The 19,624-nt window shown below is 33.3% G+C and carries 13 protein-coding genes and 2 tRNA genes; 10 read left to right on the forward strand and 5 right to left on the reverse strand.

What is annotated here, in order from left to right:
• Positions 1–61: 61 nt before the first annotated feature.
• Positions 62–358: a co-chaperone YbbN gene (locus B8T70_RS10960; RefSeq protein WP_035623602.1), complete on the forward strand. Its 297-nt coding sequence runs from the start codon at positions 62–64 to the stop codon at positions 356–358.
• Between the two features lie 59 nt (positions 359–417).
• Here the strand turns inward: B8T70_RS10960 and B8T70_RS10965 are convergent, their stop codons facing one another.
• Together B8T70_RS10965 and B8T70_RS10970 are read right to left on the reverse strand one after the other, a co-directional pair.
• Complete coding sequence (locus B8T70_RS10965; RefSeq protein WP_039111883.1) at positions 418–1,062, reverse strand: polysaccharide deacetylase family protein; 645 nt, start codon at positions 1,060–1,062, stop codon at positions 418–420.
• Between the two features lie 93 nt (positions 1,063–1,155).
• Complete coding sequence (locus B8T70_RS10970) at positions 1,156–4,431, reverse strand: DUF2723 domain-containing protein (protein ID WP_039111884.1); 3,276 nt, start codon at positions 4,429–4,431, stop codon at positions 1,156–1,158.
• Positions 4,432–4,676: 245 nt separating this feature from the next.
• Between B8T70_RS10970 and B8T70_RS10980 the strand changes: the two genes are divergently transcribed.
• The 3 genes from B8T70_RS10980 (at position 4,677) to B8T70_RS23795 (ending at position 6,386) form a co-directional block, all read left to right on the forward strand.
• A tRNA-Gln gene (locus tag B8T70_RS10980) sits at positions 4,677–4,747 on the forward strand.
• A gap of 253 nt (positions 4,748–5,000) precedes the next feature.
• Positions 5,001–5,071: transfer RNA gene (locus tag B8T70_RS10985), tRNA-Gln, on the forward strand.
• A gap of 1,168 nt (positions 5,072–6,239) precedes the next feature.
• Entirely contained in the window at positions 6,240–6,386 is a 147-nt protein-coding gene (locus tag B8T70_RS23795) for a hypothetical protein (protein ID WP_165763204.1), read from the forward strand.
• A gap of 88 nt (positions 6,387–6,474) precedes the next feature.
• Here the strand turns inward: B8T70_RS23795 and B8T70_RS11000 are convergent, their stop codons facing one another.
• The gene (locus B8T70_RS11000) at positions 6,475–7,299 is read right to left on the reverse strand and encodes a universal stress protein (protein ID WP_086894881.1); all 825 of its coding nucleotides are present in this window, start codon (positions 7,297–7,299) and stop codon (positions 6,475–6,477) included.
• 176 nt (positions 7,300–7,475) lie between these two features.
• Here B8T70_RS11000 and rimP point away from each other — a divergent pair, with 176 nt between their 5' ends.
• Genes rimP through infB form a run of 3 tightly spaced genes read left to right on the forward strand, consistent with a single transcriptional unit; the run spans position 7,476 to position 12,137 of the window.
• Positions 7,476–7,940: a ribosome assembly cofactor RimP gene (rimP, locus tag B8T70_RS11005; RefSeq protein WP_035623815.1), complete on the forward strand. Its 465-nt coding sequence runs from the start codon at positions 7,476–7,478 to the stop codon at positions 7,938–7,940.
• A 13-nt stretch (positions 7,941–7,953) separates the two neighbouring features.
• Positions 7,954–9,201: a transcription termination factor NusA gene (gene nusA / locus B8T70_RS11010; protein WP_035623592.1), complete on the forward strand. Its 1,248-nt coding sequence runs from the start codon at positions 7,954–7,956 to the stop codon at positions 9,199–9,201.
• A 47-nt stretch (positions 9,202–9,248) separates the two neighbouring features.
• Entirely contained in the window at positions 9,249–12,137 is a 2,889-nt protein-coding gene (infB, locus tag B8T70_RS11015) for a translation initiation factor IF-2 (RefSeq protein ID WP_039119292.1), read from the forward strand.
• Between the two features lie 54 nt (positions 12,138–12,191).
• Here infB and B8T70_RS11020 read toward each other — a convergent pair whose 3' ends face one another.
• Positions 12,192–13,109, reverse strand: a complete 918-nt coding sequence (locus tag B8T70_RS11020) for a hypothetical protein (protein WP_123912104.1) — start codon at positions 13,107–13,109, stop codon at positions 12,192–12,194.
• 399 nt (positions 13,110–13,508) lie between these two features.
• Here B8T70_RS11020 and B8T70_RS11025 point away from each other — a divergent pair, with 399 nt between their 5' ends.
• Complete coding sequence (locus B8T70_RS11025; RefSeq protein ID WP_086894887.1) at positions 13,509–14,282, forward strand: phosphatase PAP2 family protein; 774 nt, start codon at positions 13,509–13,511, stop codon at positions 14,280–14,282.
• 281 nt (positions 14,283–14,563) lie between these two features.
• Here the strand turns inward: B8T70_RS11025 and B8T70_RS11030 are convergent, their stop codons facing one another.
• Entirely contained in the window at positions 14,564–14,953 is a 390-nt protein-coding gene (locus B8T70_RS11030) for an SPOR domain-containing protein (RefSeq protein ID WP_039111889.1), read from the reverse strand.
• 220 nt (positions 14,954–15,173) lie between these two features.
• Here B8T70_RS11030 and B8T70_RS11035 point away from each other — a divergent pair, with 220 nt between their 5' ends.
• Complete coding sequence (locus B8T70_RS11035; protein ID WP_039111890.1) at positions 15,174–16,502, forward strand: c-type cytochrome; 1,329 nt, start codon at positions 15,174–15,176, stop codon at positions 16,500–16,502.
• A 32-nt stretch (positions 16,503–16,534) separates the two neighbouring features.
• A complete protein-coding gene (locus B8T70_RS11040; protein WP_086894884.1) occupies positions 16,535–19,591 on the forward strand; it encodes a TAT-variant-translocated molybdopterin oxidoreductase in 3,057 nt (1,018 codons plus the stop codon).
• Positions 19,592–19,624 lie beyond the last annotated feature (33 nt).

Raw genomic sequence — 19,624 nt, forward strand, 5'->3', positions numbered from 1 at the left:
GCTACATTTGTATATAATAATCTCTTTTTAGTAGATTTAAAAAGATTAAATAGTTGATTTTATGTCAAAATTTGGAGAACTTATAAATGCTCAAGTTCCAGTGTTAATTGATTTTTACACCGATTGGAACGAATCATCAGTGTCAATGCATCCTGTAATAAAAGATGTTGCAGCTGCGCTAGGCGATAAAGCCAAAGTCATTAAAATTGATGTGGATAAAAATCAGGAATTGGCTGATGCACTAAGAATAAAAGGACTACCTACTTTAATGATTTATAAAGAAGGTCAAATGATTTGGAGGCAATCCGGCGAATTGGATGCAAATACTATTATAGGGATTGTACAAGAACAATTCTAATTTCTTCTGAATACTAAACTTGTAGTATTCTTTATGTGTTTTATTAAATGACCGTATGTTTAATAAATAACATCAAATATAAAATTGTTTTCCTTTAAATAATCTAATGTTTTTGGTAATGCAAATTTAAGGTTTTGCGATGCTTTAATGCTATCGTGAAAAACAATTACGCTTCCTGATTTTACATTTTTTATTACATTCTGTAAGCACTTTTCTGGAGATATGCTTCGGTCAAAATCTGCGCTTAAAACATCCCACATTATTATTTTATACCCCAATTGGCGTAATTGTGTCGATTGCGATTTGGTGATTTTGCCATAAGGAGGACGAAAAATCTTAGGCTGAAGATTTTCAGTAGAAGATTTCTGGATTTGTTTGCCGCATAAAAGACTATTGTCTAAATACGTTTTTGTGGTCGTTTTCCAGCCTTTTAAGTGATCATAAGTATGATTTCCTATCGAATGACCTTCGGTGATTACTTTTTTGAAAATTTCGGGGTGTTTTTCGATGTTATTGCCAATGCAAAAGAAAGTGGCTCTGGCATCGCGTTTTTTTAGTTCAGATAAAACCCATTCTGTGATTTCGGGAGTTGGACCGTCATCAAAAGTTAAATAAACTTTATTCTCCTTATTAGGAATGTCCCAATAATAGTTAGAGAAGAATCGTTTTATCAGCTTGTTCGTCTTAATCCAGTAAAAACTCATTTTCTGAAATTTTAGTTTATGTAAAAATAAAAAATGTAGCGGTATTTTTCAATAGCGCTACATTTTTTAATTATTATATTTTTAGAATATTATTTATTCTTTTTCACGACCAAATCGCTCGAAAACATTTACATAAGTATTGAAAATTGCTTTTTGCTTGTTGTAAAAAGGTAAATCTTTACTTTCCTTCATTACTTGTAATAAGCTTCTGTATCTTTCGATATCAGTAATTATATCAATAGCCAGACTTGTTTGTTCAGATGGGTCTAAATGGCTGTAATAATCTAGATTTTCTTTGTATTTGTTTATTAACTTTTCTAGTAAATCATGTGCTTTGGCTTTTTCGCCAACATCATAATATCCTTTAGCAAAAGGCTCAACTAATGAGTAATAACCAAATTTATCTAATGGCATTTTTGTCATAGCTAAATTGATAATATTTTTGGCTTTGTCAATTTTACCTTCAGTAATTAATTGTTTCATTAATCTGGAAAGATTAGTACGATACGTGATACTGTTACGTCTTGTTTCTGGATCATGATAAATTTTATCGCTTTCGCTATTACCCCAATCCCATTTCATTACGATATCATACATTTTATCGGCATCAATTTGTCCCATATCCATTGGTCCGCCATCTTTATTAGGAACGGTTTTAATTGGTACAAGTTTATACACCATTCCGTCTAATTGTAGATAGTTTTTTAGCCATAAATAATCTTCATCATCAAAAGCACCACCACTAAAATAAATTGGTCTTTTCCAATCGTTATTAGCTAATATATCAAGCATCATTAAACGATTTTTGTATAAAGCACTTCCTTTAATATCAATGTCGATATAAGGAACAATAGAGTCGTAATACTTAGGAGCAACTACTTTATTCTTGATAATATTATCCTTGTTTATAGTAAGACGGAGTTTATTAGTTGGATAAAAGTGAATCGTTTGTCCGTTTTGCATTTCAACTGTTGACTTAGGGTTTTTTATAAAATCAATAAAACCTTTAATGTCCCAACGACTATCTATTTTTGGAATATGCGCCACATAATCTAATTTATCACCTACATATTGTTCATGAACAAAAGATATTGGTAATGCATTCGATTCGTATGTTTTTGTTTTCATCTGATCGATATACCAATCGGTCATGAATAGACTTGTATTTACGATTTTAACATCGGTTCTTATTTTCTCTATTTCCTGAGCGTACCATAACGGGAAGGTATCATTATCTCCAATGGTATATAAAATGGCATTAGGATCACATGAGTTTAAATACGCTTTAGCCATTGCTACAGCAGTATATTTATTAGATCTATCATGATCATCCCAGTTTTGAGAAGCCATAAGTATCGGAGCAGCAAGTAAGCTTCCGGCAATAACTATAGGTCCGGCAATTCTTGGTGCTATATATTTCTGCAGGGTTTCATAGAGTGCGTAGACCCCAAATCCTATCCAGATTGCAAATACATAAAAGGATCCGACTAATGCATAATCTCTCTCTCGAGGTTCAAAAGGTCTTTCGTTTAGGTAAATTTTTAATGCTAAACCAGTAAATAAGAATAAAGCTAATAGGACATAGAAACTTTTTAAATCTTTATTTGCATGGTACATTAAACCAATTAAACCAAGGATGAAAGGCAAGAAGAAGTAAACATTTCTTCCTTTATTATTTAATACATCCGATGGTAAATTGTCTTGAGAACCTAAATGAATTGAATCCATAAATTTGATTCCACTGATCCAGTTTCCATCTAAATTATCATATTTCCCTTGAGTGTCACTTTGGCGACCTACAAAGTTCCACATTAAATATCTCCAGTACATATATCCGAATTGGTATTCGAACATAAAGCTAAAGTTGTCTGCAGTTGTTGGTTTTTCAACAATTAAATAATCGCCATAACTTCTTAAGAATTTCACATAACCCTCATTATCAATTTGTTTTTGAGCGTATGCTTTTCTGAATTCAGTGATTGTTTTTTCAACTTCATGTCTAAGTTGAGCAGTTGCTTTGTTAAACTCATCCTCAGATAATTGACTTGGGTCGATACCGTATTTTTGCAAATCATCTTCATAAGGATAATTTGGGTTTATCTTAAATGCAGGAGGATTAGTAAAGTTAATGTAGTTTTCTACATGCTCAGTACTCCACATTCTTGGTAAAAAAGCTTTTTGGGCATCGTCAGTATTTTGTACTGCATTTTTATAATTATTGGTAATAATATATTTACCAGTTTTATAGTCTCTTTCGTAATTCGGTTTTTTGTCTAGATAAGGAGTGTTTTTATCTAATCCTGCAAAAACTTCCGTGTATTGAGGTCCGTAAAACAATGGGTTTACACCGTATTGTTCACGGTTGTAATATGCAAGTACTTCGGTCGCATCCGAAGGTTTGTTTTCGTTAATTACAGTATTAGCATTTGCTCTGATAGGTAGCATTAACCAAGTAGAGAATCCAATTAAAATGAATAAGATACAAAGAATTATAGTGTTGTAAAAAACAAGTCCTTTTTGTTTTGTGTAACGTAATCCAAAATAAAAGAAAGCGATAAAAGCTAAGGCAACAAATATAGTTCCTGAGTTAAAAGGTAATCCCATTTCGTTAACCATGAAAATCTCGGTTTTACCAAAGAAAGCCATCGTTAAAGGAAGTAATAATATAAAGATAAATAATAAGACAGCTACAACTACTATATTGGCAACAATGAAGTTTTTGATAGTAACTTTTTCGTAATTTTTAAAGAAATAAAGAAATCCAATTGCTGGAATTGTAAGCAAAGCCATGAAGTGTACTCCAAATGAAAGACCTACAACTAATGAAATAATTAGTAACCATTTATTTCCTCTTGGAGTATTCATGTCTTGTTCCCAACGTAATCCCAACCAAAAAAGTAAAGCGATTAATAAGGATGCCATAGCATAAACCTCTGCTTCGACAGCATTAAACCAGAAACTATCAGAAAAAGTATAGGCTAGAGCCCCTACAAAAGAACTTCCTAAAATTACAATAGCGTTATTTTGATTTACTTCGGCAAAACGACCAACTAATTTTTTAAGGATAATAGAGGACGACCAGAACATGAATAATATTGTAAAGGCACTTGAAAAAACAGACATCATATTAACCATTAATGCCACATGCTGGTTATCTATTGCAAACATGGCAAAGAAAGCACCCATCATTTGGTATAAAGGGGCACCAGGAGGGTGACCAACTTCAAGCTTAGCTGCTGTAGCGATGTACTCGCCACAATCCCAAAAACTCATGGTAGGTTCGACAGTTAGGGTGTAAGTTATTAAAGCGATTGTAAATGTTAACCAACCAATAATTGTATTCCATTTATTAAAGTTGAATTGTGCCATATTTAGGTATTAAAAATTTGTCCTTATTTTATCTTACAAAGAAAATGTTTTTTTATGTAATCAAACTAGCATTAACAAATTTTTCTAAAAAAGTAATTACAAAAACTAACATGTTGTTTCTGAATAGGTTTCGAGAAACGGCGGAGCTTTGTTCGAAAAAAAATCAATTTTTTTTCAAATTTTTGTTCAAAAAGTTTGCGCAAACTAAAAAAAGCTTTAAATTTGCACTCGCTTAACAGCACTGCTGGTCTATGGTGTAATGGTAACACAACTGTTTTTGGTGCAGTCTTTCAAGGTTCGAGTCCTTGTAGACCAACATAAGAAGCCTCTCAATCGAGAGGCTTTTTTTATGCAATAAAGTCAGATGTCTTAGGAGATTTTAAAAAAAAACTTCATGGGGAGATGATGATAAGTTTAAAAAGAGAGATTGCTGTTTGGTAATCTCTCTTTTTATTTAATTTTTTTTCAATTTGATTTTTTTGTAAAAAGGTTTTGTTGTATGGTGCGATATAAAAAAATTTGCACAAACTAAAAAAAGCTTTAAATTTGCACTCGCTTAACAGCATTGCTGGTCTATGGTGTAATGGTAACACAACTGTTTTTGGTGCAGTCTTTCAAGGTTCGAGTCCTTGTAGACCAACATAAAAAGCCTCTCAATCGAGAGGCTTTTTTTATGGAATAAAGTAAAAGAAAGAAAATCTAATTTTTGAAATTCCAAATTCCAATTCTGGATCATGTGCAAAAGCTGGGGATGTAAATAAAGCAAAACGATCAATAAGGTTTTTTGTCTTTCTTTTAATTGTGTTTTTAAACAGTATAATTTTTATTTTGAAAATAATAGCTGATTTGTAAAACCGCATGTTGGTGTTTTACGTATATTAAATATCGCAAAAAAAATACTGCGGCATTTTTGTTTTGACTAAATAGTAATGGGTTAATTCTAAAACCTGCGGGATTACAAAATAATGCAAACGATACTTTAATATTCTGAGGTTACTTATTTGTAAATAAAATTGATTATATGCTAAAATTTCTTCTATTTGATCGCACTTCGGGTCAACAAGTTTTTTTTGTATTTCTTTAGTAATGTTCATGTCTTAAAAAATGATATTTCTCAACACAACTACCTGTCTACTAGTGTTTTATGTATATTTGATTCGGCAAAAAAAATACTGCAGTTCATTTTTGTTTTAACTAAATAATAATTCTAAAAATCAAAATTATGGACAATTTTAAAAAAAAAATCAAATTTGCGAAGATGGATTCTTCAGAAATGAAAGAAGTACAAGGAGGGAGGATATTGAGTCGTTTAGTAAAACCTGTTGGTAATCTTATCGGTGATGAGTTCAAGCTTCTTCAACTTAGGGGGGGCTATTGAATAATGCAGTTGATGTAATTGATTGATGTAATTTAAGTTATTGAATTAGAGTATTTTGAAAAAATGCTAAAAATGAGAAATTTAGGTTTCTCATTTTGTATATTTTACAGCGAGCTGCTGTAAATTATAAATAGTAATGTTGTTTTGAGATCAATCCCAAAATCTATGCGATTACAAAGTAAAGTAAATGATATTCTATATATCTGAAGTTAATTTTTTTAACAAATTGATTTAGAATACACTTCTGTGATACGGTTTTTTACAATTATTTAATTGTGTTTCATGGCTAAATAATATAGTTTTTATCTCGAAATAATAATAATTTTGCAATTAACTTCTTGATTGTCAATATTTTATGTATATTTGATCTAATAAAAAATACTGTAGTTTATTTTTGTTTAACTAAATAATAATTATAAAAATTAAAATTATGGACAATTTAAAAAAATTTGAGTTTGAGAAGTTAGATTCTTCTGAAATGAAACAAGTACAAGGGGGAGGTTTGCTGGATGAAGTTGGAAAGCTAATAGTTGTTTTAGAGCCTATTATTGCTCCATTACTAAATGCAGTAGCATAAAGGAACGCATTGAAATTCTTTAAGTCTAAAATTATTAACACAAAAGCTTCTCAATTGAGAAGCTTTTGTGTTAATGGTGATTGTGTTCTTAAATTTTAAAAGTTATTACTGGGCGGATCGCATGATTTACTAAATCTTCGCTAATGCTTCCGTTAAAGAAGTGTGCGAATCCAGTTCTTCCATGTGTGCACATTCCGATTAAATCAGCGTCAACACTATTAGAGAAATTTATAATACCGTTTTCTATATTAGTGTCGTTGTAAATGTTGGTTGAATAATTATTAAGATTGAATGGGGCGATAAAATCATTCATTATTTTTTCGGCAACATGAGTCGGTTTGAAACTATTTGGAGTGCAAATCATGACTAAATGTAATTTAGAATCGAAGAATTTGGTAAATTCAATCAATTTTTTAAAAGGTTTTTCAGTTTCTTTTGAGAAATCTGAAGCAAAAACAAAATTTGTAGTTTTAAAAGTTTCCATGTGTTTTTTAATGACCAAAACTGGAATTTCAGAATGGCGAACTACTTTTTCAGTATTCGATCCTATAAGTAATTCTTCAAATCCAGAAGAGCCATGTGAGCCCATAACGATTAAGTCGATTTCATGTTCATTACTTACTTTTGCAATTCCTTCAGCTGGTCTGTCGAGTTTTACCATCTCAGTTATTGTAAGTCCGTCTAGGTAGGGTCTCTCGGTGATTTTAGAAAGCATTTCGTTGGCTTTTTTCATAAATAACATGGTCTCAGGGATGCTGATTCCGCCAGTAATTGCATCATTCATTTGGCTAGGTAATTCTAGTGTATGAAGTATGATTATCTCAGAGTTATTTTTTTTAGCGATTTGTGCAGCGGCTTTTAAAGCGTCTTCTGCATGCTCAGAAAAATCGGTAGGAACTAAAATGCGTTTCATAACTTTGTGGTGTTAAATTATGTGAAAAATCATTTATTTTAATGCTTTAATAAAGATAAGAAATATTTTTACAGCAATCAATTTATTTTGATTTATAAAAAAACACTATATTTGCACCGTTATTTATTAAAATCTAAATAATGAGGGGACTAAATGTCCCCTCTTTTTATAAAAGTATGACATTTAAAGAAAAAGTAAACGTATTAATAGCTGAAGGTCTCTTAGAAAAACCATCAATTTTTTTAATAGACTTAACCATTACCGATGCTTTCAAGATAATTGTATCTTTGGATGGAGATAATGGTGTGCTCTTGCAAGACTGTATTGATGTTAGCCGTGCTATTGAGAATAATTTGGACAGAGAAGAACAAGATTTTTCTTTGGAAGTGGCTTCGGTAGGAGTTGGTTCACCATTAAAAATGGTTAGACAATACAAGAAGAACATTGGTAGAACATTGATTGTGAATACTAATGGTGAAAAAATTGAGGCTGAATTAGTTGATGCTAATGAAGATTTCATAATTTTGTCTTGGGAAGCAAGAGAACCTAAGAAAATAGGAAAAGGAAAAGAAACAGTTCAAAAAGAGCAACAAATACCTTATACAGAAATTAAAGAGGCAATTGTTACAGTAACATTTTAATTAAAGAATTCGCATGGAAAATTTAGCATTAATCGATTCATTCTCAGAGTTTAAAGATGATAAACTTATTGATCGTGTAACGCTTATGGCAATTTTAGAAGATGTATTTAGAAATGCATTGAAGAAAAAATACGGTTCAGATGATAACTTCGATATTATCATAAATCCTGATAAGGGAGATATGGAAATTTGGAGAAGAAGAGTAATCGTTGCCGACGAAGATCTAGATTTTGAAAATGAAGAAATTACTTTGACTGAAGCAAGAAGAATTGAAGCGGATTTTGAAATTGGTGAAGAAGTTTCTGAAGAAGTAAAATTAATTGATTTAGGTAGAAGAGCTATTTTAGCTTTGCGTCAAAACCTTATTTCTAAAATACATGAACACGATAATACAAATCTTTACAAGCAATTTAAAGATATTATTGGAGATATTTATACTGCCGAAGTGCATCATGTTCGCCCAAGAGTTGTAATTTTGGTCGATGATGAAGGAAATGAAATTGTTTTACCAAAAGAAAAACAAATCCCATCTGACTTTTTCCGTAAAGGAGATAACGTTCGTGGTATTATTGAAAGTGTTGAATTAAAAGGGAATAAACCTCAAATTATTATGTCTAGAACTTCTGAGAAGTTTTTAGAGAAATTGTTTGAACAAGAAATTCCTGAAGTTTTCGACGGTTTAATTACAGTTAAAAATGTAGTTAGGATTCCTGGTGAAAAAGCAAAAGTAGCGGTAGATTCTTATGATGACAGAATTGACCCAGTTGGAGCTTGTGTAGGTATGAAGGGATCTCGTATTCACGGAATTGTACGTGAGTTAGGAAACGAAAATATAGATGTTATTAATTATACTAGTAACATTCAATTATATATTACCAGGGCTTTAAGTCCTGCAAAAGTATCTTCAATTAAGATTAATGAAGAAACAAAAAGAGCCGAAGTTTTCTTGAAATTAGAAGAAGTTTCTAAAGCTATCGGTAGAGGTGGTCATAACATTAAACTGGCTGGCCAATTAACAGGTTATGAGCTTGATGTTATTAGAGAAGGTGATGTAGCAAGCGGTGAAGACGATGACGTAGAATTAACTGAGTTCTCTGATGAAATCGAAGATTGGGTTATCGAAGAGTTTGCTAAAATAGGATTAGATACTGCAAAAAGTATTTTAAAACAAGAAGTAGAAGATTTAGTAAGAAGAACAGACCTAGAAGAGGAAACGATTTTAGATGTAATGCGAATACTAAAAGAAGAGTTTGATAGTTAGTCTATCTTTCTCACAACACAACGAATAGGTAATAATAAAAAGGTTTTATGTCTGAAGAGAGAGTAATAAGAATAAACAAGGTTTTAAGGGAATTAAATATTTCATTAGAAAGAGCTGTGGATTATCTAAAAGATAAGGGAATTGCTATTGATGCAAATCCAAACGCAAAAATTTCTAATCAGGAATTTAATATCCTACAAAGCCAATTTGCGGGCGATAAGGGAAATAAGGAGGCTTCTAAAGAAGTTGGTGAGGAAAAGAGAAAAGAGAAAGAAGCATTGCGTGTAGAACGCGAAAAAGAAATTGAAGACAAACGCAAACAAGACGAAGAGCGCCAAAAACAACAAGAGGTTATAAAAGCGAGAGCTGTTGTAACTGGTCCAGTTCAAGTTGGTAAAATTGATTTAAATCCGAAAAAGCCTGCAATTATTCCAAACACTCCTTCAGTAGCAGAGCCAGAAAAAGTTGAAATACCTAAGGAAGTTGTAAAGCAAGAAAAACCTGTTCAAAAAGAGGTAGTTCAACCTGTACAACCACCAGTTCCTGTTGCTGAGAAAAAAGAAGAAAAACCTGTTGTTGAGAAAGTTGTTGAGAAAAAAGAGTCTAAGCCAGTTGTAGTTGCTCCAGTAAAGGAACCTGTTGTAAAAGCAGAACCTGTTGCTCCAGTTACGCCTCCTGTTGAAGAATCGATAACAACACAATATCAAAAATTATCTGGTACTACTCTTACTGGTCAAACAATTGATTTATCTCAATTTAATAAGCCTAAAAAGAAGAAAGAAGATCCAAAGATAACTCCTAATAAACCAGGAGCTCCAGGAGCAGCTGCAAATAACGCTAATAAAAATAAGCGTAAAAGAATTGCTCCTAAGCCAGGTGCGCCTAGACCGGCAACGCCACCAGGAACACCAAATCCTAATAAAATTACTCCAAATACAGGAGGAGCTGGAGGAGGATTTAATGCTAACAGAAGTGCAAGACCAGGTTTTGTAAAAGGAAACCGTCCTGCAATTGTTGCAAAAGTAGAGCCTACTGAAGAGGAAGTAAAAAACCAAATTAGAGAAACGCTTGAAAAACTACAAGGTAAAGGTGGAAAATCAAAAGCTGCTAAATACCGTAGGGATAAGAGAGACACACACCGTCAGAAATCTGATGATGAGCAAAGAGCTTTAGACGAAGGAAGTAAAACTATTAAAGTTACTGAGTTTGTTACTGTAGGTGAAATTGCAATTATGATGGATGTGCCAATTACTAAAGTTATTGGTACTTGTATGTCACTTGGTATCATGGTTACCATGAACCAGCGTCTTGATGCAGAAACATTAACTATTGTAGCCGATGAGTTTGGTTATGAAGTTGAGTTTATTACTGTAGATATCGAAGAAGCTATCGAAGTAGTTGCAGATAAAGAAGAAGATTTAGTTGTAAGAGCGCCAATTGTTACTGTAATGGGTCACGTCGATCACGGTAAAACATCTTTACTGGATTATATCCGTAAAGAAAATGTTATCGCTGGTGAGTCTGGAGGAATTACACAACACATTGGAGCATACGGTGTAACATTGGATAATGGTCAAAAAATCGCATTTTTAGATACACCAGGTCACGAGGCGTTTACCGCGATGCGTGCACGTGGAGCTCAAGTTACCGATATTGCTATTATTGTAATTGCGGCGGATGATGATATCATGCCACAAACAAAAGAGGCGATTTCTCACGCACAAGCTGCAGGGGTACCAATTATATTTGCTATAAATAAAGTTGATAAGCCAAATGCTAACCCTGAGAAAATTAAAGAAAGATTGGCAAGTATGAATTTACTTGTAGAAGATTGGGGAGGAAAAATCCAATCGCATGATATTTCTGCAAAAACAGGATTAGGTGTTAAAGACTTATTAGAAAAAGTATTATTAGAGGCTGAGATTTTAGATTTAAAATCAAACCCTAATAAAGCAGCACAGGGAACTGTTGTTGAGGCTTTCTTAGATAAAGGAAAAGGATATGTTTCGACTATCTTAGTACAACACGGAACGCTTAAAATTGGAGATTATATGCTAGCTGGAAAACATCATGGTAAAATTAAAGCCATGCATGATGAAAGAGGGCATACAGTTCTAGAAGCTGGTCCGTCAACTCCAGTATCTGTTTTAGGTTTAGATGGTGCGGCAACTGCAGGTGATAAGTTTAATGTATTTGAAGATGAAAAAGAAGCAAAACAAATTGCGTCTAAACGTTCTCAATTAATGCGTGAACAATCTGTACGTACACAAAGACATATTACATTAGACGAAATTGGTCGTCGTATTGCCCTTGGTCAATTTAAAGAATTGAACGTGATTCTTAAAGGTGACGTGGATGGTTCTGTTGAAGCATTATCTGATTCGTTCTCTAAATTGTCTACTGAAGAAATTCAAATTAATATTATCCATAAAGGAGTTGGAGCGATTACTGAAACTGACGTTATGTTGGCTTCTGCATCAGATGCGATTATTATCGGATTTAATGTTCGTCCAGCAGGAAATGCAAGACAGTTAGCAGATAAAGAAGAAATCGATATCCGTTACTACTCTATTATTTATGCTGCTATCGATGACTTAAAAGATGCAATGGAAGGAATGTTAGCTCCTGAAATGAAAGAGGAAATTCTTGGAACTGCAGAAATTAGAGAGATATTCAAAATTTCTAAAGTTGGATCTATTGCAGGATGTATGGTGATGGATGGTAAAATTGCAAGAAACTCTAAAATCAGAATTATTAGAGAAGGTGTTGTAGTATTTACTGGAGAGTTATTGGCATTGAAACGTTTCAAAGACGATGTTAAAGAAGTTTCTAAAGGATACGATTGTGGTATTCAAATTAAGAACTTCAATGATATCGAAGAGCGTGATGTGATCGAGGCTTACCATGAAGTAGCAATCAAAAAGAAATTGAAATAGAATTTTATATTTTCAAAAAAAAATCCCGACTTGTCGGGATTTTTTTGTTATGTGCTAGAATTTCTTTTTACCAAAAGAATAAGATACGGTTAAAGAAGGTCCGTTATATCCCCATTTTAAATAACCTTGTGCTCTGTTTTTTTCTGCATCTACAGTGAAGTTTAGTCCTGTATAACCTAAAGCGAGATCTAAGTTCTTTACGACTTCATACATGAGGGAGAAATTGTAACTAATGATTTTTCCGTCTATGTTGTCTATTTTTACTGAAAGGTAACTAATATTACCATTGAGAGCTAGTCTATCTGTAAAAGCATACCCACCCCATATTCCTATATCTGGTAGAGGAGCGGTAAAACCAAAGCTATCTTCATAGCCAATACTTGCGGTATTTCCTTCGAAGTTGATACCGACATCACTTTTTAGAACGTGTACTCCAAGCATTAAGCCTAATTCATATTTCGGACTAGTAAGAAATGCGTAGCCATATGAAATCATATAGATATTCGTATCAAAAAAGGCTGTAATGTCTGAATTAACGGTATAGGTATGATCTTTAAACTCGATATCTTTTTGTAGTGTATGATGAGAATCACGATTTAGGTTAAAGTAACTGAGGTCTAATCTTGATCTACGAGATATTCGCCATTGTAAATTAGCTAAGAAAGTAGTTGTTGATTCGCGGAAGCCTAAATCATCTTCAAAATCTATTGTTGTTCCAAAAGTATGATTTTGATTTCCTACTTCAACCTTAGTGTTGTTTATAGGAAAAAAAATACCAGCAGTAACCTTAAAGCGCTTAACAAACCATGGCGGAGTAGGTTTTTGTTTTTTGAAGGAATTGAAATCATTAATGGATCCTTCTTCTATTGTTAAATCTTGAGGGTCTAGACTATAAAGAGAGCTGTTAAAAGGCTCATTTGGCAGACTAGCGACTTCTTCTTGTGAACATGCTAGAATTGGCAGTAATAACATTCCAAATAACAGTGCGCTTGTTGAAAAAACTTTTGATTTCATGATTATGTTTTTTTAAGATGTTGGCTTAGTTGTATTAGGTAAAAGTTAATTATGTGAATGTGACTACAAAATTCAGTAGTTTATTGATATAAAACGTAAATATTAAGAATGGATAGGTTGCAAATTAGAATATGAAACAGAAAGATGAAATATGTTTAGAAGCGACAAAAGTATTATTCCGTCCTTTATATAAGTGTTACTTGTTATTTGTACTCTAAATTATAGGAGTATTGGTAATCAAATGTGTTTTGTTTTATATGGTATAAATTAAAATGGGTTAAGGAATTTTTATCATGAAAATGCTTTTGTTGTGTTAAAGGAGCTTTTGTGGTGTAAATGTTTTTAATCAAGTTTTTTATGAGGTTTAAAATATTTCATATTATTAAGGGATTAACGTCTTTTAAAGTTAATTCAAAAAATGTTGCTTACAATTTTACAAATGTTGAGCAGCTAAGAGAAGTTATGCCAGGTTTGTTACAGGGGTATTTGTCTGAGGAAGAAATGCCAAATAGTTTAATGTTGTTACCGCCACCTCCAGAATATACTTCTGCGTCTTTTTCTATTGATTTAGAATATGCAAAAAGAGCAGTTGAATCTTATGATGATATGCGATTCATGCAAGCTAAGAAGGATGCTAATCTCTCTTTTCCCGCAGCGGCAAAATCTTTTGAATCAACTTTAGGGATTGTAATTAGTGAAGAAAAGACTCCTAAGCTTTATATACTTATGCGTAGAATAATGACAGATGCAGGTTTGTCAACCTATGCGGCTAAAAATCATTATAACAGAGAGCGTCCATTTGTGATGAATAATGTCAAAACTTGTACTCCGGAGCAAGAGGAAGTTCTTCGTAAAGTTGGTTCATTTCCTTCTGGTCATACTGCTGTAGGGTGGGCGTGGGCATTAGTATTTAAAGAAATTTTCCCTGAGAATGAAAAAATGATTTTGGAACGAGGGTATGATTTTGGCGAAAGCCGTATTATTTGTCATGCGCATTGGTATAGCGATGTAGAAATGGGTAGGGTGATGGGTAAGGTAACTGTGGATAGGCTTAGAGATAATGCAGATTTTCAAAAAGATTTGGCTGCGGCTAAAAAAGAAGTGAGGCAATACAAGAATAATATACTTTAAGAATGGAGTTTGTTTTTAATGGGGGATAATAATAATTGTACCTAAGAATTGGGCGAGAATGAGGATGGTTGGTATTTGGAAATAATGAGCTTAAAGGAAGGGTTGTATTGATTAAGAATTCTAGATTTTTAAGTTTTATCTATTTGAATATGTGTGATTTGGGTAGTTTTTTAGAGTTATTTGGTAAAATAAAACTGCCTTTAGTTAAGGCTAATAAAAAAGACAAAATCCATTCAAGTTGAATGGATTTTGTCTTTTTCTTATGTGTTAAAATGATGATTTTATTTGCCTGGTTTGATAAGAAATACATTTTTATATCTCTTTTTTATGTCGGCTAAATTTCTCTCAGCTTCAATTTTACTTTTAAAATTTCCAACCATAACTTTATAGTTTGGGGTGTTGAAAATTATTGTTCCATCGATGTTTTTGAACTCTTGTTTGAAGTCAATCAGTGTTTTTTTTGCTTCTTCACTCTTGCCGCTAAAAATCTGGATTTTGTAACTGTCGTTAACGCTAATTGACGGGTTAATTTTACGTTTTTCATTCAATAATTGCTCGAATTTGGGGTCTTGGTTTAGTGCAATGTTTTGATCTTGTGCGTTAATGTTATATGCCAAAACTAGTAGTAATGATGTGTAAAGTGTTTTCCTTCTAGGGGTTAAAATTCTCATAATGTGATGGTTTTTATGCAAAAATAGTATTTAATATATAAATAGATATTAGAAAAATTATTTAGAATTGATATAAATTGGTATTTAAGACTATTTTAAGGTTTTGAGAATAGTTCTTAAATTGTATTTTTGTGCAAGTTTTAAAAGAAGGTATTCTTTTTTGTGTAATTCGTATACAGAAAAAACCGTACCAAATTTTAGTAGATAATCATTATACAATATGGAAAAGGTGGGTAACCATAATTCGATCTCAAGGAAATTATTTTTAAGCTTAGGGCTAACGTTAATTTTCTCGCTAACTTCATTTGCACAAGATGCTGCTGCTCCAGCAGCGCCTGATGCTGCTGCTACTGTAGCAACTCAGGGAGGTGATCCGGTAAAGGGTAAAGAACTTTTTAATGCAAATTGTGCTGCATGTCATAAACTAGATGGGAAATCGACAGGTCCTGAATTAAGAGGCGTGTCGGCAAAACATGATAAAGCTTGGTTGTACAAGTGGATTCATAATAGCTCTGATTTGATTAAATCAGGTGACCCAGTTGCTGTGAAGCTTTTTGCTGATCACAACAAAGCAGTGATGACTCCATTTCCTCAATTATCAACAGGGGATATTGATAACATTATTGCTTATACTTCTGAGCCTAAGGCTGAGCCTAAAACTCCAACGGCAACTGCTGCTGTTCCGGGTACAGGAGGTGAAAGTGGGGCTATTTCTAATAGCGTAATCCTAGGGGCACTTGCTCTGGTAATGGGTATGTTAGTAGTGATGCTTTACTTAGTAAACAATGTATTAAGAAAAGTTGCGAAAGCAAATGGAATCGATGTTGCTCCAAAAGAGCCAAGAGTTTCATTATGGAAAGCGTTTGCTAGAAATCAATTTTTGGTTTTAGTTGCTTCTATATTCCTGTTATTGGCAAGTGGTTATTTTGTGTATGCTTACTTAATGCAAGTAGGTGTAGATCAGAATTATGAGCCAATTCAGCCAATTCACTATTCTCACAAAATTCACGCAGGAGATAACGAAATCAATTGTAAATATTGTCACTCTGCTGCTCGTGTAAGTAGGACTGCTGGTATTCCTTCTTTGAATGTTTGTATGAACTGTCATAAAAACATATCAGAGGTTGCTGAATCTACTGCTACTCCTGAGTACAGCAAAGCATTCTATGATGAGCAAATCCAAAAATTGTATAATGCAGTTGGATGGGATAAAGCTACTCAAACATATACAGGGAAAACACAACCAGTAAAATGGGTTCGTATTCATAATTTACCTGATTTTGTATACTTTAATCACTCACAACACGTTTCGGTTGCTGGTATCGAATGTCAAACTTGTCACGGTCCAGTACAAGAGTATGAAATCATGAAACAGTATTCTAAATTAACAATGGGATGGTGTATTGATTGCCATAGAAAAACTGATGTTAAGATGGAAGGAAACGAGTATTATGCTAAAATACATGAAGAGCTTTCTAAAAAATACGGTGTAGAGAAATTAACTGCAGCGCAAATGGGAGGTTTAGAGTGTGGTAAATGCCACTATTAATCAAATTATTAAGATTTTAATATTTATATACAATGTCATCAAACAAAAAATACTGGAAAAGTGTTGAAGAGCTAGACGAAAATAGTTCTATTGTTGAGGCGCTTAGAAATAACGAATTTGTTGAAGAAATTCCTACTGATGAATTTTTAGGAAATGCAGATGCATTAGCATCGTCTTCAACTTCACGTCGTGACTTTTTAAAGTACGTTGGGTTTAGTACTGCAGCAGTTACGCTTGCAGCTTGCGAAGGCCCTGTTCACAAATCGATACCTTATGTACTGCAACCAGAACAAATCATACCAGGTGTAGCTGATTATTATGCAACAACTGTTTTTGATGGTTTCGATTTTGCTAATCTTTTAGTAAAAACACGTGAAGGGCGTCCTATTAAAATTGACAATAACACAATTTCAGGAGCGAAATTTTCAGCCAATGCTAGAATCCATGCGTCTATATTATCATTATATGATAGTATGCGTTTGAAAGAACCTAAATTGGAAGGAAAAAATTCAACTTGGTCTGCTGTTGATTTAAAAATTAAATCTAGTATTGCTGAGGCGAATGCTAAAGGTGGTCAAATTGTATTATTAACAAATACTTTGGCAAGTCCATCTACTGAAAAATTAATTGCTGAGTTTATAGCTAAAAACCCTAATGCAAAACATGTTGTTTATGATGCGGTATCGTCATCATCTGCTTTGGATGCATTTGAAACAGTTTATGGTGAAAGAGCTTTAGTTAATTACGATTTCTCAAAAGCTTCACTTATCGTTTCGGTAGGAGCTGACTTCTTGGGAGATTGGCAAGGAGGAGGGTATGACTCAGGTTATGCACAAGGACGTATTCCTAGAAATGGAAAAATGTCTCGTCACTTCCAATTAGAAGCAAATATGACTTTGTCTGGTGCTGCTGCTGATAAGCGTTTACCTATGTCGACTGCAAATCAAAAACAAGCATTAGTTCATATATATAATGTTGTAACAGGTTCTTCTGTAGCTGTTAATTTAGACAGTCAGTTTAAAGCAGAAGTAACTAAAGCAGCTCAACAATTAAAAGCTGCTGGTTCAAAAGGAGTATTAGTATCAGGAATTCAAGATAAAAATGCTCAGTTATTAGTTTTAGCTATCAACCAAGCGTTGGTGAGTGAGGCTTTTACAACTTCTGAAACAAGACAAATAAGAAAAGGATCTGATGCTAAAGTAGCTCAATTAATTAATGATATGAAAGCAGGTAGCGTTCATACATTACTTATGAGTGGAGTTAATCCAGTTTATACATTAGCAGATAGCGAATCTTTCGTTGCAGGATTGAAAAAAGTAAAAACATCTGTTGCTTTCTCTTTAAAACAAGATGAAACTGCTGAGCTTGCAACAATTGCTGCTCCAGTTCCTCATTACTTAGAGGCTTGGAACGATGTATCTATTACAAAAGGAACTTATGGTCTTACTCAACCGACTATTCGTCCTATATTTGATACAAAACAATTTCAAGATGTTTTGTTATCTCTAACAGGAAATTCTGGAACATTCTACGATTATATCAAAGCAAATGCTTCTGGAATAATTGCAGGTTCTACTTGGAATAAAGTTTTACACGATGGTATTTTTGTTGGAACTGCTTCGGCACTTTCTGCAGGTTCTGTTGATTATAGTGCTGCTGCAAATGCAGTATCACAATCTAAAGCTTCTGGTGATTTCGAATTAGTATTATATACTAAAACAGGAATGGGAGATGGACAACAAGCAAACAATCCTTGGTTGCAAGAGTTTCCAGATCCAATCACTAGAGTTTCTTGGGATAATTATGTAACTGTTTCTAATGCTGATGCTAAGAAGTTACAAATGTCTAATGAAATTGTTGCTAATGGAGGTTTAAACGGAAGTTATGCTACTATTACAACTGCTGATGGAGTAAAATTAGAAAACGTACCAGTAATTGTTCAACCAGGACAAGCGGTAGGTACTATTGGTTTAGCTTTAGGTTATGGACGTAAAGCTGCTCTAAAAGAAGAAATGATTGTAGGTTTAAATGCTTACTCTTTATATAAAGGTTTTAATGATGTACAATCTGTTAAGCTTGCAAAAGCTAGTGGAGAGCATGAGTTTGCTTGTGTTCAAGGTCAAAAAACTTTAATGGGAAGAGGGGATATTATAAAAGAAACTTCTCTTGAAATATTTAATACTAAAGATGCTGAATTTTGGAACGAACAACCAAAAGTATCTTTAGATCACAATGAAGTAGCAGCTACATCTGTCGATTTATGGGATTCATTTGATCGTTCTACAGGACATCACTTTAATCTTTCAATTGATTTAAATGCTTGTACAGGATGTGGGGCTTGTGTTATCGCTTGTCACGCTGAAAATAATGTACCAGTTGTAGGTAAAGACGAGGTAAGAAGAAGTCGTGATATGCACTGGTTGCGTATCGATAGATACTACTCTTCTGAAAGTACTTTTGCTGGAGACAACGAAAGAAAAGAAAATATAGCAGGATTGTCAAGTTCATTGTCTACATTTAACGAAATGGAAAAAGCTGGAGATAATCCACAAGTTTCTTTCCAGCCGGTTATGTGTCAACATTGTAATCATGCACCTTGTGAAACTGTTTGTCCAGTTGCTGCAACTTCACATGGTCGTCAAGGACAAAACCAAATGGCTTATAACAGATGTGTTGGTACTCGTTACTGTGCAAACAACTGTCCATATAAAGTACGTCGTTTTAACTGGTTCTTGTATAACAAAAACAGTGAATTCGATTATCACATGAATGATGATTTAGGTCGTATGGTATTGAATCCAGACGTAAACGTTCGTTCTCGTGGAGTTATGGAAAAATGTTCTATGTGTATTCAAATGACACAAGCTACAATATTAAATGCTAAGAAAGAGGGTAGAGCTATCGTTGATGGAGAATTCCAAACAGCTTGTTCTAATGCTTGTTCTTCTGGTGCTATGGTATTTGGAGATGTGAATGATACAGAAAGCAAAGTTACTAAACTAGCTGCTGATGATAGAATGTATCACTTATTAGAGCATGTAGGAACAAAACCTAATGTGATTTATCACGTTAAAGTTAGAAATACTTAGTACAAAAAATTATTAATTAAGAAACAATATAAA

This window comes from Flavobacterium sp. AJR, assembly GCF_002156885.1.
In the GTDB taxonomy this organism is placed as follows: Bacteria; Bacteroidota; Bacteroidia; order Flavobacteriales; family Flavobacteriaceae; genus Flavobacterium.

What these genes read in the sequence shown, in the direction of transcription:
- B8T70_RS10960 (WP_035623602.1), top strand. Translation starts at nt 62, where the DNA reads ATGTCAAAATTTGGAGAACTTATAAATGCTCAAGTTCCAGTGTTAATT.
- B8T70_RS10965 (WP_039111883.1), bottom strand. Translation starts at nt 1,062, where the DNA reads ATGAGTTTTTACTGGATTAAGACGAACAAGCTGATAAAACGATTCTTC.
- B8T70_RS10970 (WP_039111884.1), bottom strand. Translation starts at nt 4,431, where the DNA reads ATGGCACAATTCAACTTTAATAAATGGAATACAATTATTGGTTGGTTA.
- B8T70_RS23795 (WP_165763204.1), top strand. Translation starts at nt 6,240, where the DNA reads ATGGACAATTTAAAAAAATTTGAGTTTGAGAAGTTAGATTCTTCTGAA.
- B8T70_RS11000 (WP_086894881.1), bottom strand. Translation starts at nt 7,299, where the DNA reads ATGAAACGCATTTTAGTTCCTACCGATTTTTCTGAGCATGCAGAAGAC.
- rimP (WP_035623815.1), top strand. Translation starts at nt 7,476, where the DNA reads ATGACATTTAAAGAAAAAGTAAACGTATTAATAGCTGAAGGTCTCTTA.
- nusA (WP_035623592.1), top strand. Translation starts at nt 7,954, where the DNA reads ATGGAAAATTTAGCATTAATCGATTCATTCTCAGAGTTTAAAGATGAT.
- infB (WP_039119292.1), top strand. Translation starts at nt 9,249, where the DNA reads ATGTCTGAAGAGAGAGTAATAAGAATAAACAAGGTTTTAAGGGAATTA.
- B8T70_RS11020 (WP_123912104.1), bottom strand. Translation starts at nt 13,109, where the DNA reads ATGTTATTACTGCCAATTCTAGCATGTTCACAAGAAGAAGTCGCTAGT.
- B8T70_RS11025 (WP_086894887.1), top strand. Translation starts at nt 13,509, where the DNA reads ATGAGGTTTAAAATATTTCATATTATTAAGGGATTAACGTCTTTTAAA.
- B8T70_RS11030 (WP_039111889.1), bottom strand. Translation starts at nt 14,953, where the DNA reads ATGAGAATTTTAACCCCTAGAAGGAAAACACTTTACACATCATTACTA.
- B8T70_RS11035 (WP_039111890.1), top strand. Translation starts at nt 15,174, where the DNA reads ATGGAAAAGGTGGGTAACCATAATTCGATCTCAAGGAAATTATTTTTA.
- B8T70_RS11040 (WP_086894884.1), top strand. Translation starts at nt 16,535, where the DNA reads ATGTCATCAAACAAAAAATACTGGAAAAGTGTTGAAGAGCTAGACGAA.